Genomic DNA, 13,924 nt, shown 5'->3' with positions numbered 1-13,924 from the left:
ACTGCGCAGGCCCCTACCTGAGATAAGTCATGCAGCTGCGGCCCCACCCCGCCATGAAGAGGCAAGAACGCGGAACCATCATCCACACCTAGGAAGGAGCCGCTCGGCCACCACCAAAAATGGGCCTCGTAGGGGCCCATAAGTGAACAGATTGTGCACACTCAGAGGCCCACAAGCCCCAGAACAGGGAAAACACGTGCCCGAGGTGGGACTCGAACTGCATTCGCGGCCTTGAATTTCCGCCGCTCCCCCGAAAACCTCGTTAATCCGGGCCGGTCCGGCACCGGTACGACCGGGTCCGAAGCCCAGGGTGTGCACATTGTGCACACCCCATTTCCCACCTTTTAGACGTTGCTGGATGGGCACGAGGGCTGCCGTCGCGGATCGCCCGTGTCTGTTCCTCAGGCGATTTGGATTCGTTCGTCGCCGAGTTCAACCTCGACACGAAGGCGGCCGCCGAGCGCCTCGACGTATTTCCCCAAAGTATCGACCTGGGCACGATCAATGTCGCCGTGCTCGATGCGGGACACCCTGTTCTGGCTGACATGCAGGCGCCCAGCCAGCTCGACCTGCGTCAACTCAGAGGCCTCGCGAAGCTCCCGAAGCCGGTTGGCCCGGACCTCTTCGACTATGCGCTTCTTGTGGGCATTCACAACTGCCCGGTCAACCGAACGCTTGGCCAGTGGAAAGACGCTGACGTGAGATCGACAAGGCCTGGGCCCAACCGCATGATCCTGCTGCGTGGCGGCGACACCACAGCCCCAGGGACACCCTCCAAGCCGTCTGAAAAGTCAAGCAACAGCAGTAGCGGGCCGTCCCTGGCCCGGCGGATCATCATGATTCATTCCGTTGACGAACCGGAATATACGAATATCGTAGTCCTGAGAGCTTAGGCTCAGCGCGTTATAAGAAGTAGGATTTTCAACCATCCCCAAGCGGGTAACGATACCTTTCTTGTGTTTCTTGGTCGCCACCTGCGAGTACCTAAGGCCTTCACGAATTGCTGTATTCATCCAACCTTCGTCTATTAAGAACGAGAGGATTGTTAAATGCGCTATCCCGTCATGAGAACGTGAAGAAGCGTAGTAATGAAGTAACTCACTAATAATCGAAGTTCCCTGTTCTCCCCCTGCATGGGCTTGATCTTCCCAATGATCAAGAGGAAACTGCCGCTTCCCGCTAGGCTGTTGAGGTGGATTGGCAGCAATGAGTTCCCACCCCTCGGCAGGGGGCAAAACATCCGGAAAGCTTGCATGGACCACGTCCAGATCCACCCGTAACGCACAGGCATTGCGGAGTGACAGCTCGACGGCGAATGGGTTGATGTCGCATGTTGTCACCTGCGCGCCTTTAGCGGCAAGAGCGATTGGGATCATACCTGCTCCGCAACCGGGTACGAATACGCGCAGACCTTCGGGGTCAGGAAGAGTGCTCAGTAGCAGAAGCGTTGAGTCACCCGGTGGCAGCACTCGCTCGGAATGGTAAGGAAGCTTTACTGCCTTCATGCGTCCGCGAAAGGCAGGTGAACTGATTCTCTAACGCCTACAAAATCGGCCGACAGCACAGGTTTGTCCTGAAGGGGATACTCGACGAGGCACAAGGTCCGGATCTCCAAATCGATATCCTGACTGCGAGCCATTTCTTGAACCATGATCTTCGTGGTCGCCATGGACTTTCCCGTTTTAAGGGACGCGTCAACTATTAGGCACCGATACTGACTTTGGCCGGGGCAAAGTGCTTTCACGCGAGTGGCGAGAGCCTCGATTGTTGACTGCGGCGCTTCAGGGTCGGGGGCCACAAGTATGGGACAGCGTCGTCCGAACTGCAGCCACAAGAGGTACCCGATCATCCCACCAGCAGGGTAAACGCCGACCATGAAGTGGGGATGGTAGCCGCCCCAGAGCGCACCCTTCCCCGACCTCTCCGCGAGGTCCAAGTATATTTTCTCAAATTCTTTCCACGAAAGTGAATTTGGTTCCGGGGAGGTTGTGTCGTCTGCGATAACGTCCTCCACATAGTCTGGTGGGAGTAACTCGCGCCAGTCCTGAACCGCGGAGCGAAGCTCGCCGATATGGTTATCAACAAAGAGGAGCAAGGAATCATCCGTAGCCCCGGTCGGACCGGTGGTCGACGTGATGGGATGGCGGAGCAGTCGAGCATGTAGCTTCTGGGACGCCCTTAGCAGCTCTGAAACCCTTCGGATGGCAGGTTTCGCCCGTTCTTCAAGGGAGCTAAGGGCGGATTTTTGTGAGTAAATTGAGCTGCAAATGACGCCTATTCCTATGGCAGAGGCCCAAAGAAAGAGACTAAGAAGGAGTGACTCGAGTGCGGTAAGCTGGCGCCGTGTAGATAAGTATATTGACACCACTACAATTCCCGCACCAATCAATAGCAGCATGCTCAACACAACCGCCATTGGCCGTGTGATTTTGATTTGACTCATTTTTACTCCCGTATTCCGTGTACTCCGAACACACTCAATCGCTGCTCGAACGAGACATGTGTCTCCTGTCCTGACCTGTCGGACGAGTCGTGTTGCTATTCGTAGCACTTAAATTGGATGGATAGAACCCCTTCTTCAAGGATGAGAACCCTGCTCACACACTTGCTGCCCGACGCGATCGCGGTCAGACCTGCCGAATAGCATGAGATGCGGCCACACGCCGTTCGGCTGTTCGAGGAGGCATCCAGCGAATACGAGTGCGTTGGTGCCGTGCCGTTCGGATCCCTGCTGCTGAGGATGAGAGTTGCCGAGGTTCAGTCCGAATAGATTTTCTGCCACCGGTTGGTCATCGCAGTGGAGTCGACCGCTTTGCCCGCTGGCGGTACTGGTGAAGGTGACACTCACGCCGGCGCGAAGGAACCGCCGGAACCGAAGCCAGGGGCTTCACAGTGGGCGGGAGTCTGCTTTTCGAAGGTTCACCAAACCACATCTATGATCATGTCGCCGTCGCACCGGACGGACCATTGATAGCGCCCGAAAGCAGTGCCATCCCCCCTGCCTCGCCAACACAGCGCGATTCTTCCCCTTTTGAGCGTCCCGTGTATATCAAGGAAAATGATTGGTTCATACACGGGCGCGGACTTGAGGAAGCCGATGGACTGATAGATGGAATATGCGCGGGATTCGGTTTCAAACGCGGTACCCATCGCAGATCACCTGATTTCGTCTTCGCCCGCGTCGAAACCATGCTCGGTGTCCCACTGGAGCATCGTCGCAAGCTCCGGGCCCAAGGTTGGTCGGATCAACCAAACCAGAGCTGCCCCGGAAGAAGATCCGGATCCCACACACCTCCGTTCTGGCGACGGATCGGACGCCACAGCCCCAGATACCGCCAATGACGTTCCCGCTGAACCCGGAACGTCCAAAAAGACCGACGGTCCAGGGCCGCAAAGTCATGTCGCCTGCATCAGAGAACTGTATGAAGGTGTGAAGACTGAACCGGGAGGGAGTGATCAGAATGCAGGATGAAAAGCCATCCGTGCACAAATGTGTGCACAATGTGCACGCACCCTTTGGCCGGACAAATACGCGAAAAACGAACTACATCTGGCTCGCCCAAGGCAGCTATCTCAGGAAGATTCCGGACATCATTCGTCTTCGTCATGTCGTCACCACAACTTCCCACCATGAACGGGTGAAGGCCAACAACTGGCCACAGGAACAGCAAGAAGGGGACGGCACATACCCTAGATTCCAGCAGACGGAGGGTCCACCAGCGAGGACCCTGATCCCGCCACCCACACAACCGAATAGGCGACCGCGGCGCCAGGCACAACCCCGGACAGCATCAGAGGGACCCGCTGAGGGTCAATGTCCACACATTAAAGCAAAAACCCCCTCTGACGAGGGGATATGCTGTGCCCGAGGTGGGACTCGAACCCACACACCTTTCGATACCGCATTTTGAGTGCGGCGCGTCTGCCAATTCCGCCACTCGGGCGCGGAATACGCGATGCAAACCGGTACGCCCACAGCTGATTGTGAGCAACGCGATTGCTTCACGTACGCGGAATTACTCTACATGCAGATAGGCTAAATTCCAGAATCGCGCCGCTGAAGCCGCAACAGACCATGCAGTTCAAAGTACGGCCGCGGGCGCACCTAAAATGGTGATGTTCCCCCGTACCTTTCCAAGGAGATCCCGTGACTGAACCGACGGAGTCAAACCCCACGTCCCAGCCGGCGCGCCGCGTCATTGTGGCCGAAGATGAAACCCTCATCCGGCTCGACATCATCGAGATCCTGCGCGGCGAGGGGTACGACGTCGTAGGCGAAGCGGACAACGGCGAGAAGGCCGTGCAGCTCGCCGAAGAACTTAAGCCGGACCTCGTGCTGATGGACGTCAAAATGCCGGTCATGGACGGCATTACCGCCGCCGAGAAGATCGTGAAGGCCCGCATCGCCCCCGTGGTCCTGCTGACGGCGTTCAGCCAGAAGGAGCTCGTGGAGCGCGCCCGCGACGCCGGCGCCATGGCCTACGTGGTCAAGCCCTTCACCCCGGCGGACCTCATCCCTGCCTTGGAGATCGCCTTGTCCCGCCACGAGGAAATCAAGGCGCTCGAAAGCGAGGTCTCGGACCTGCAGGAGCAGTTCGCCACCCGTAAGCTCGTGGAGCGCGCCAAGAGCCTGCTGACCACCAAGATGGGCCTGACGGAGCCGGAGGCCTTCCGTTGGATCCAGAAGACGTCCATGGACCGCCGCCTCAGCATGCGCGAAGTCGCTGAGACCATCATCAACCAGGTCAACTAACTCGCTGCAGCGGATAACAAACCCAATCAGCGGTTAAACGGAAGAACCCCTGCCAACCGGCAGGGGTTCTTCTCGTTTAACTCGCTAGGACGTCGGCCACGGGCCGAGTTTCTCCCTGGGAGCACCTTGGCTGCTGTCGCCCAGGCTGCCGGCGTCTGCGAAGTCGCCCACCCTGTGGGCCTTCAGGATGTTGGTGGAACCGGCCTTGCCGGGAGGCGAACCGGCGGCGATGACCACCAGGTCACCATCTTTTACCAGCTTCATTTCCAGCAGGCTGCGGTCCACCTGGGCAGTCATCTCGTCCGTGTGGCCCACCATGGGGACCAGCACCGGCTGGATGCCCCAGGTCAGCGCCAGCTGGTTCCACACGTGCTCCACCGGGGTGAAGGCAAACACGGGCCTGATGGGGCGGAGGCGGGACAGGCGGCGTGCGGAATCACCGGACTGGGTGAAGGTACAGATGTACTTTGCTTCCAGCTGATCGGCGATTTCGACGGCGGCGCGGGTGATGGCGCCGCCACGGGTCTTGGGCTTGGTCCCCAGCGGAGGAACGCGCTCCAGGCCGTGGACCTCGGTGGATTCGATGATCCGGGCCATGACCTTGACGGTTTCGATCGGGTACTTGCCCACGCTGGTCTCACCGGAGAGCATGACAGCATCCGCACCATCAAGGACGGCGTTGGCGCAGTCAGACGCTTCAGCGCGGGTGGGGCGCGGGTTGTCGATCATGGATTCGAGGACCTGGGTGGCCACGATGACCGGCTTGGCCCAGCGGCGGGCCAGTTCAATGGCACGCTTCTGCACGATCGGCACTTCCTCCAAGGGAAGTTCCACCCCGAGGTCGCCACGGGCCACCATGATGGCGTCGAACGCGTCGATGATTTCGTGGAGCTGCTCCACGGCCTGCGGCTTTTCGATCTTGGCAATGACCGGCACACGGCGGCCTTCTTCGTCCATGATCTCGTGCACGCGGGTGATGTCCGATGCGTCGCGGACGAACGACAAAGCAATCATGTCAACACCGCGGCGCATGGCCCAGCGGAGGTCGTCCTCATCCTTTTCGCTCAATGCGGGGACGTTGACGGCAACGCCTGGCAGGTTGATGCCCTTGTTGTTGGACACCATGCCGCCCACAGTTACCACCGTGACAACTTTGACGTCGTCCACCTCGGTGGCACGCAGGGCCACCTTGCCGTCGTCGATCAGCAGGGCATCGCCCACCTTGACGTCCTCTGTGAGGCTCTTGAGCGTGGTGGAGCAAATGTCTTTGGTGCCCGGCACATCCTCGGTGGTGATGGTGAAGACGTCACCCTCGGCGAGGGCGTGGGGACCGTCCACGAAGCGGCCCAGGCGGATCTTCGGACCCTGCAGGTCAGCCATGATGGCCACCGGCTTGTGCAACTGGCCTGCAGCCTTGCGGACGTTCTCATAGGTGTTGTCATGCACGGAATAGTCGCCGTGGCTCATGTTCATCCGGGCTACGTCCACGCCGGCTTCCAACACCGCCAAGGTGTTCTCAAAGCTGGCAATTGCGGGGCCAAAAGTGGCCACAATTTTAGCGCGTCTCATATACCTACCCTAATAGTGTGCTGCATTGGTTAAGTCGTTGTGGAAGTGAATCCTCGGCGAACTGACCCCTATGTCAGAGAACTGCGATAGCGCGGTCTGTCGGCGCCACCGGCGCCGGCAGAATGGTGCTGCCCATGAGGAACTTGTCCACTGCGGCAGCGCAGGCACGGCCCTCGGCGATGGCCCACACAATCAGCGACTGCCCACGGCCGGCGTCGCCTGCCACGAAGATGCCCTCCGTGTTGGTCATGTAGTAGCCGTCGCGGGACACGTTGCCGCGGCCGTCGAATTCGGCACTGACCTGCTCTGTGATGCCGGCCGGCTCGGCTCCGGTGAAGCCCAGGGACAGGAACACCAGGTCCGCCGGAATGATCCGCTCGGTACCGGCCTTGGGCAGGCGCTTGCCGTCAACGAATTCCGTTTCAGCAACCTTTACGCCGGTGAGCTTGCCGTTCTCCCCCACGAACTCCACGGTGGAGGCGAGGTACGTGCGTTCGCCGCCCTCCTCGTGTGCGCTGGCCATTTCGAACAGCGCGGGGAACGTGGGCCAGGGCTGGTGCCCGGCACGCTCCGACGGCGGCTGCTTGCCGATGGCCAGCGTGGTCACCGAGGCGGCCCCATGGCGGTGCGCGGTGCCGAGGCAGTCGGCTCCGGTGTCGCCGCCGCCCAGGATCACCACATGCTTGCCCTTGGCGTGGATCTGGTTCTCCACGGCCTCCCCCGCCACCACGCGGTTGGCAGGCACGAGGTAATCCATGGCGTAGTGCACGCCGTCCAGGTCCCGGCCCGGAATGGGCAGGTCACGCGGGACGGTGGCGCCGGTGGCAACAACGACGGCGTCATACCGGCGCCGCAGCTGCTCCCAGGTCACGTCGGTCCCCACGGCGACGCCGGTGCGGAAGCGGGTACCTTCGCTCTTCATCTGCTCGACGCGTCGGTCTACCTGCTCCTTCTCCATCTTGAAGTCGGGGATGCCGTAGCGCAGGAGCCCGCCGATCTTATCGTCGCGCTCGTACACCGCAACGGTGTGGCCCACGCGGGTCAGCTGCTGCGCCACGGCCAGTCCGGCAGGGCCGGAGCCGACGACGGCAACGGTCTTTCCGGTCAGACGGGTCGGAGGCAGCGGGGTGACCCAGCCGTTGTCCCAGGCTTCGTCGGCGATCGAGACTTCAACCTGCTTGATGGTGACGGCAGGCTGGTTGATCCCCAGCACGCAGGACGCCTCGCAGGGTGCCGGGCAGAGCCGGCCAGTCCACTCCGGGAAGTTGTTGGTGGCATGCAGCCGCTCAATGGCCTCCTCACCCTTGTCGCGCCAGGCGAGGTCGTTCCACTCAGGAATCAGGTTGCCCAGCGGGCAGCCCTGGTGACAGAACGGGACGCCGCAGTCCATGCAACGCCCGGCCTGGGCCTTCAGGACACCCTTTTCCTGGGCTTCATAGACTTCCTTCCAGTCCATGATGCGGACCGGAACAGGGCGGCGTGGCTGGGTTTCACGCTGGCGTACTTTAAGAAATCCGCGTGGATCAGCCACCGGTTACCTCCAGGATTCGAGCCCATACTTCTTCGCCGTCGGGGTCAAGGCCCTCTTCGATGGCGTCGAGACGGGTTTGCAGGACTGCCGCGTAATCGCGCGGCAGCACTTTGGTAATGCGGGCGGCAGTGTCGTCGAAGTTCTCGAGCAGCCGGGCCGCGTGCAGTGATTCCGTTTCCTCGACATGCTTCACCAGCAGGCCGTGGACAATGTCCCGGTCTTCGGCGTCGAGTTCCAGGAGTTGGAGCTCACCGGACTCCAGTGCGTCTTTGTTGACCCGCGTGGTCCGCAGGTCCAGCACATACGCGGTACCGCCGGACATGCCGGCACCGAAGTTCCGTCCGGTCCGGCCGATGATCAGCGTCTGACCGCCGGTCATGTACTCGCAGCCGTGGTCACCGATGCCTTCGACGACGGCCGTCGCGCCCGAGTTGCGGACCAGGAAGCGTTCGCCCACCTGGCCGCGCAGGAACATCTCGCCGCTGGTGGCACCGTAGCCGATCACGTTGCCGGCGATGACGTTGCCTTCGGCCTTGAACACGTTGGTGCGGTCCGGGCGGACAATGATGCGTCCGCCGGAAAGGCCCTTGCCGACGTAGTCGTTCGAGTCGCCAAACAGGCGCAGCGTGATGCCTGCCGGCAGGAACGCGCCCAGCGACTGTCCTGCGGTACCGGTCAGGGTGATGTCGATGGTGTCCGGCGCCAGCACATCAGTGCTGAACGTCTTGGTCACCGTGTGGCCGAGCATCGTGCCCACGGAGCGGTCCGTGTTGATGACGTCCACGGCGATCCTCACCGGGGTGCGGTCGGTCAACGCCTCGGTGGCCATAGTGATCAGCCGCTGGTCAAAGTGCTTGTCCAGCTCGTGGTTCTGCGAGGTCATGTTGCGCAGCGGAGCGTCGTCGTCGAACTCGAGACCGTGCAGGATCGGGTCCAGGTCCAGGCCGTCGGCCTTCCAGTGGTTGATAGCCTCGCGGGCGTCCAGCACCTCGGCGTGGCCAATGGCCTCCTCGATGCTGCGGAACCCCAGCTCCGCGAGGATCTCGCGGACTTCCTCGGCCAGGAACTCGAAGAAGTTGACCACGAACTCGGGTTTGCCGCTGAAGCGGGCCCGCAGTTCCGGGTTTTGCGTTGCCACACCCACCGGGCAGGTGTCCAGGTGGCAGACGCGCATCATGATGCAGCCTTCCACCACGAGCGGAGCGGTGGCGAAGCCGAATTCCTCACCACCGAGCAGCGCGGCAATAACGACATCGCGGCCGGTCTTGAGCTGGCCGTCCACCTGCACCACCACGCGGTCGCGCAGGCCGTTGAGCATCAGCGTCTGCTGGGTCTCCGCGAGCCCCAGCTCCCACGGCACACCCGCGTGCTTGAGCGAGTTCAGCGGGGAGGCGCCGGTGCCGCCGTCGTGTCCGGAGACAAGTACGACGTCGGCCTTCGCCTTGGTGACGCCCGATGCCACAGTGCCGATCCCCACTTCGGAGACGAGCTTGACGTGGACGCGGGCCGAGGGATTGGCACGCTTCGCATCGTAGATGAGCTGCGCGAGGTCCTCGATGGAGTAGATGTCGTGGTGCGGGGGCGGAGAGATGAGTCCGACGCCGGGCGTTGAGTGACGTGTGCGGGCCACCCACGGGTAGACCTTCTGCGCCATCAGCTGGCCGCCTTCACCGGGCTTGGCACCCTGCGCCATCTTGATCTGAATGTCATCGGCGTTGGTCAGGTACAAACTGGTCACGCCGAATCGGCCCGAAGCGATCTGTTTGACCGCGGACCGGCGCTTCGGATCCAACAGCCTGTCAACGTCCTCGCCGCCCTCACCGGTGTTGGACTTGCCGCCCAGCTGGTTCATGGCGATCGCGAGGGTCTCGTGGGCTTCCTTCGAGATGGACCCGTAGCTCATGGCACCGGTGGAGAAGCGCTTGACGATGCTGGAGACCGGCTCCACTTCTTCCAGGGGAACCGCGGGACGCTCGTTCTTGAACTTGAGCAGACCACGCAGGGTCATCAGGTTCTCGGACTGGTCGTCAACACCCTTGGTGTAGGCCTTGAAGATGTCGTACCGGCGCTCACGCGTGGCGTGCTGCAGCCGGAAAACTGTCTCGGGGTTGAAGAGGTGCGGTTCGCCGTCGCGGCGCCACTGGTACTCCCCGCCGCCAAGCAACGGGCGGTGCGGCTGCTCGATGCCGCCCTCCGGGTAGGCCATCTGGTGGCGTGCGGACACTTCGGCCGCGATCACATCGAGTCCGATGCCGCCCAGCTGCGAGTGGGTGCCGGCGAAGAATTCGTCCACCAGTTCCTGGCCGAGGCCCAGCGCTTCGAAGGTCTGCGCGCCGGTGTAGGACGCAACGGTGGAGATGCCCATCTTGGACATGATCTTCAGGACGCCCTTGCCGAGGCCCTTGATCAGGTTGTAGACGCCGTCCTGCGGGGTTACCCCCACAACGTCGCCGCTGCTGATGAGCTGCTCCACGGATTCCATGGCGAGGTACGGGTTGACCGCGGAGGCGCCGTAGCCGATCAGGACCGCAACGTGGTGAGTCTCGCGGACGTCGCCAGCCTCCACCACGAGGGCGGTCTTGGTGCGGTTGGCGCTGCGCAGCAGGTGGTGGTGCACGGCGCTGACCAGCAGCAAGGACGGAATCGGCGCCCACTGGGCGTTCGAGTCGCGGTCAGAGAGCACCACGTACTGCACGCCGCGGTTGATGGCACCCGAAACCTGCTCGCAGATTTCCGTGAGCCGGGCACGCAGGGCTGATTCGCCGCCTTCGGGGCGGTAAAGGCCCCGGACCTTCATGGCGATACGATCGCCGTCGGGCGTTTCGATGTTGGCGATCTTGGCGAGCTGGTCGTTGTTGATCACCGGGAACGGCAGGGAAACCTGCGGCTGCCGGACCTGCTTGGTGTCCAGCAGGTTGCCGTTGGGGCCGATGGCGCAGGTCAGCGACGTCACCAGCTCTTCGCGGATGGCGTCCAGCGGCGGGTTGGTGACCTGGGCGAAGGACTGCACAAAGTAGTCGAACAGCAGCCGGGGGCGCTTGGACAGCACAGCCACCGGAGTATCCGAGCCCATGGCACCGAGCGGTTCGGCCCCGGTGCGGGCCATCGGACCCAGCAGGATCTTAAGCTCTTCGGTGGTGTAGCCGAAGGTCCGCTGGCGGATGTTCACCGACGCAGCAGTGTGGACCACGTGCTCGCGCTCGGGGAGGTCCTTGAGGTCGATCAGGTTGTCCTTGAGCCAGGCGGCCCAGGGGTTCGCCGCGGCCACTTCGGCCTTGACCTCTTCGTCGTCAATGATGCGCCCGGCGTCAGTGTCCACCAGGAACATCTTGCCCGGGGAAACGCGGCCCTTCTTGACCACCTTGGAGGGTTCGACGTCGATCACGCCCACTTCGGAGGCAAAGACGATCAGGCCGTCCTCGGTGATCCAGTAGCGTCCCGGGCGCAGGCCGTTGCGGTCCAGGGTGGCACCCACCAGGTTGCCGTCGGTGAAGGACACGGCGGCGGGGCCGTCCCACGGCTCCATGAGCAGCGAGTGGTATTCGTAAAACGCGCGCCGTGCGGGATCCATGGTGGCGTGGTTCTCCCAGGCCTCCGGGATCATCATCATGATGGAGTGTGTGATGGGCCGGCCGGAGAGCCAGAGCAGCTCGGCTACCTCGTCGAAGGATGCGGAGTCGGACGCACCGGGCGTGCAGATGGGGTACAGCTCTTCGGGGGAATCCCCCAGCAGCGGATTGGCCAGCTGGGACTGGCGGGCGCGCATCCAGTTCCGGTTGCCCTTGACGGTGTTGATTTCACCGTTGTGGGCGATGGTGCGGAACGGCTGGGCCAGCGGCCAGGACGGGAACGTGTTCGTGGAGAAGCGCGAGTGGACAATGGCCAGCTTGGTCTTGAAGCGCTTGTCGGAGAGGTCCGGGTAGAACGGCTCCAGCTGGGCAGTGGTCAGCATGCCCTTGTAGACGATGGTGCGGGAGGACAGGGACGGGAAGTAGACACCGAACTTGTTCTGGGCACGCTTGCGGATCCGCCAGGCCTTGGCGTCCAGGGTATTGCGGTCCAGCTGCTCGCCGGTTGCCGAGGCAAGGAAGGGCTGTGAGAAGTACGGCATGCAGGCGCGGGCCATGGCGCCGACCAGGTCGGCCACGATGGGCACTTCACGCCAGCCGAGGACGGTGAGGCCTTCGTCGGCGGCGAGGCCTTCGATGCCGGCCTTGGCGGCATCGGCCTCGCGCTGCTCGGACGGCAGGAAGGCGGTGCCCGCCACGTACTGCCCCGGCGCGGGAAGTTCGAATTCGGTGACCGCCCGGAAGAATTCGTCGGGGATCTGCATCAGGAGGCCGGCACCGTCACCGGTTCCTTCGTCTGCGCCCACGGCACCACGGTGCTCGAGGTTGCGCAGGGCGGTCAGGGCGGCGTCGACAATGTCGTAGCCGGGCTCACCGCGGAGCGTGGCGATGATCGCGAGGCCACATGCGTCTTTTTCGTTTTCCGGGTTGTATAGACCCCGGGCCTCCGGCAGCGCGGCAAAGCGCTTGAACGGAGAGACGGGGCCGTCGGATCCTATTTTTTCGGACCAACGTGGGCTATGAAGATGGGTCATTGAAGACGTCCTTCCTCGAGATCGTACGTATGGAAGGGACACCGTTGGCCCCACTTCTGAGCGCCGGTGTGATGGGCACAACAAAGTGTTTATTTACTGGAAATTGTAGGCCAGACAGGCCTGCTGAACGAACAGTTACGCAGGCCCCTGACCCGGGCTTGACCGGGCAGCTGCTATCTGCTGTCCGGGCGGGCCCTGTTTGCCACGACGTTGTGGTTGTGGGCGCTCCGAGCGGTAGCTCTGCTGCCCTGCCGTGCCGGTGGCCTACTTGTTTGTGCCAGCCTCCGGCGCGGATTCCGTGACCTTGTGCCCGGAATTTCCGGTCTCCGACGTCACAGGGACAGCCTTGTTGCCGTCCCTGGATGCCAGGTCCTCTTCCGTTGGGGTGGAAGAATTTCCGGATCCATTTTGGATACGAGGCAGATTATCACGCGATTCACTATCTGAGACAGATGTATCCGCATCGCGGACTGCCGGAACCACAGGTGCCACACGGGCACCGTCTCCCCCATGATCTTCGTTGTCGCCGTTGCCGGCGAACTTGCCCTCACCCTCGGCAGCCGGACCCCGGCCCGCCAAGTAGGGGGTATCCGACTCGGGCCGGCCTTTCCGTCCCAGCAGGACGAACACGATGAGTGCCGCGACAAAGACGAAAATGCTGGTCCAGACGTTGAGCCTGGTGGTGATGCCGAAGAGGTTGATCTGCTCGGCCTCGTCGATGCGCATCGCTTCGATCCAGACCCGTCCCAGGGTGTAGTACATCGCGTAGAGCCAGAAGAGCCGGGCGCGGCGGAAGTTGAACCGCCGGTCCAGGGCGAGAAGGATCACCACGCCCGCGATGTTCCAGAGCGACTCATACAGGAACGTGGGGTGGAAGAGCGTGTCCGCTGGCGTGCCGGCGGGAAAGTTGGGGTTGTCCGCATCTATCTGCAGCCCCCAGGGCAGCGTCGTGGGGCCGCCGAAGAGCTCCTGGTTGAAGTAGTTGCCCCATCTGCCGAGGGCCTGGGCCAACAGCAGGCCCGGTGCCGCTGCGTCAAGGAAGGCCGTGAGCTTCACACCGGCCCGTCGGCAGCCGATCCAGGCCCCCAGGACGCCCAGGACAACGGCACCCCAGATACCCAGGCCGCCGCGCTGGATCTGCGGGATCAGCCAAAGGTCCCCGGTACCGTCGAAGCCGGGACCGAAGTACTGGTCCGGTGATGAGACCACGTGGTAGAGCCGTCCGCCGATGATGCCGAACGGGATCGCCCAGATGACGATGTCCCAGACACTGCCCTCAGGCGCACCACGCCGGGCCCACCTGACGGAGGTCAGCCACAGGCCCACGATGATGCCTGCCAGGATGCACAGCGCGTAGGCGTGGATACGGAGGGTCCCCCACGGCAGCGGGATGTCGAAACCGGACCAGTCCGGGCTGGGGATGCTGGCCGGCACCAAAGCGGCGGCGTGAAGGAGCGTCTGCATAAGG

Annotated in this window: 8 protein-coding genes and 1 tRNA gene; 1 reads left to right on the top strand and 8 read right to left on the bottom strand. The window is 62.5% G+C overall.

Going from position 1 to position 13,924, the window contains the following annotated elements; translation table 11 throughout:
- Positions 1–401: 401 nt before the first annotated feature.
- The 4 genes from AB4Y73_RS06825 to AB4Y73_RS06810 form a co-directional block, all read right to left on the bottom strand.
- Complete coding sequence (locus tag AB4Y73_RS06825) at positions 402–653, bottom strand: helix-turn-helix domain-containing protein (RefSeq protein WP_441870195.1); 252 nt, start codon at positions 651–653, stop codon at positions 402–404.
- Positions 654–791: 138 nt separating this feature from the next.
- Positions 792–1,505 carry a methyltransferase gene (locus AB4Y73_RS06820; protein ID WP_441870193.1) on the bottom strand — a complete coding sequence of 238 codons (714 nt, stop codon included), beginning with the start codon at positions 1,503–1,505 and terminating at the stop codon, positions 792–794.
- Positions 1,502–2,095 carry a hypothetical protein gene (locus tag AB4Y73_RS06815; protein ID WP_441870191.1) on the bottom strand — a complete coding sequence of 198 codons (594 nt, stop codon included), beginning with the start codon at positions 2,093–2,095 and terminating at the stop codon, positions 1,502–1,504. Before AB4Y73_RS06815 ends, AB4Y73_RS06820 begins: the two co-directional genes overlap by 4 nt.
- A gap of 1,767 nt (positions 2,096–3,862) precedes the next feature.
- Positions 3,863–3,944 (bottom strand) — tRNA-Leu (locus tag AB4Y73_RS06810).
- Between the two features lie 203 nt (positions 3,945–4,147).
- On the opposite strand from AB4Y73_RS06810, the gene AB4Y73_RS06805 reads away from it, so the two are divergent.
- A complete protein-coding gene (locus tag AB4Y73_RS06805) occupies positions 4,148–4,753 on the top strand; it encodes an ANTAR domain-containing response regulator (RefSeq protein WP_275213687.1) in 606 nt (201 codons plus the stop codon).
- A gap of 84 nt (positions 4,754–4,837) precedes the next feature.
- Here AB4Y73_RS06805 and pyk read toward each other — a convergent pair whose 3' ends face one another.
- The 4 genes from pyk to lgt all read right to left on the bottom strand — a co-directional run bounded on the left by pyk (position 4,838) and on the right by lgt (position 13,920).
- Positions 4,838–6,322 carry a pyruvate kinase gene (gene pyk, locus AB4Y73_RS06800; protein WP_441870188.1) on the bottom strand — a complete coding sequence of 495 codons (1,485 nt, stop codon included), beginning with the start codon at positions 6,320–6,322 and terminating at the stop codon, positions 4,838–4,840.
- A 73-nt stretch (positions 6,323–6,395) separates the two neighbouring features.
- Positions 6,396–7,853 carry a glutamate synthase subunit beta gene (locus tag AB4Y73_RS06795; RefSeq protein ID WP_441870186.1) on the bottom strand — a complete coding sequence of 486 codons (1,458 nt, stop codon included), beginning with the start codon at positions 7,851–7,853 and terminating at the stop codon, positions 6,396–6,398.
- Entirely contained in the window at positions 7,846–12,456 is a 4,611-nt protein-coding gene (gene gltB, locus AB4Y73_RS06790; protein ID WP_441870184.1) for a glutamate synthase large subunit, read from the bottom strand. Before gltB ends, AB4Y73_RS06795 begins: the two co-directional genes overlap by 8 nt.
- A 264-nt stretch (positions 12,457–12,720) precedes the next feature.
- Positions 12,721–13,920, bottom strand: coding sequence for a prolipoprotein diacylglyceryl transferase (gene lgt / locus AB4Y73_RS06785; protein ID WP_441870182.1), 1,200 nt, complete (start codon positions 13,918–13,920; stop codon positions 12,721–12,723).
- Positions 13,921–13,924 lie beyond the last annotated feature (4 nt).

This window comes from Pseudarthrobacter sp. TAF60_1, from assembly GCF_052113505.1.
Lineage (GTDB): Bacteria > Actinomycetota > Actinomycetes > Actinomycetales > Micrococcaceae > Arthrobacter.
This window is presented reverse-complemented; position numbering and strand designations above follow the sequence as displayed.

Bases quoted from the DNA above. Each gene is read 5' to 3' on its own strand.
- AB4Y73_RS06820 (WP_441870193.1), bottom strand. From the start codon at position 1,505: ATGAAGGCAGTAAAGCTTCCTTACCATTCCGAGCGAGTGCTGCCACCG.
- pyk (WP_441870188.1), bottom strand. From the start codon at position 6,322: ATGAGACGCGCTAAAATTGTGGCCACTTTTGGCCCCGCAATTGCCAGC.
- gltB (WP_441870184.1), bottom strand. From the start codon at position 12,456: ATGACCCATCTTCATAGCCCACGTTGGTCCGAAAAAATAGGATCCGAC.
- lgt (WP_441870182.1), bottom strand. From the start codon at position 13,920: ATGCAGACGCTCCTTCACGCCGCCGCTTTGGTGCCGGCCAGCATCCCC.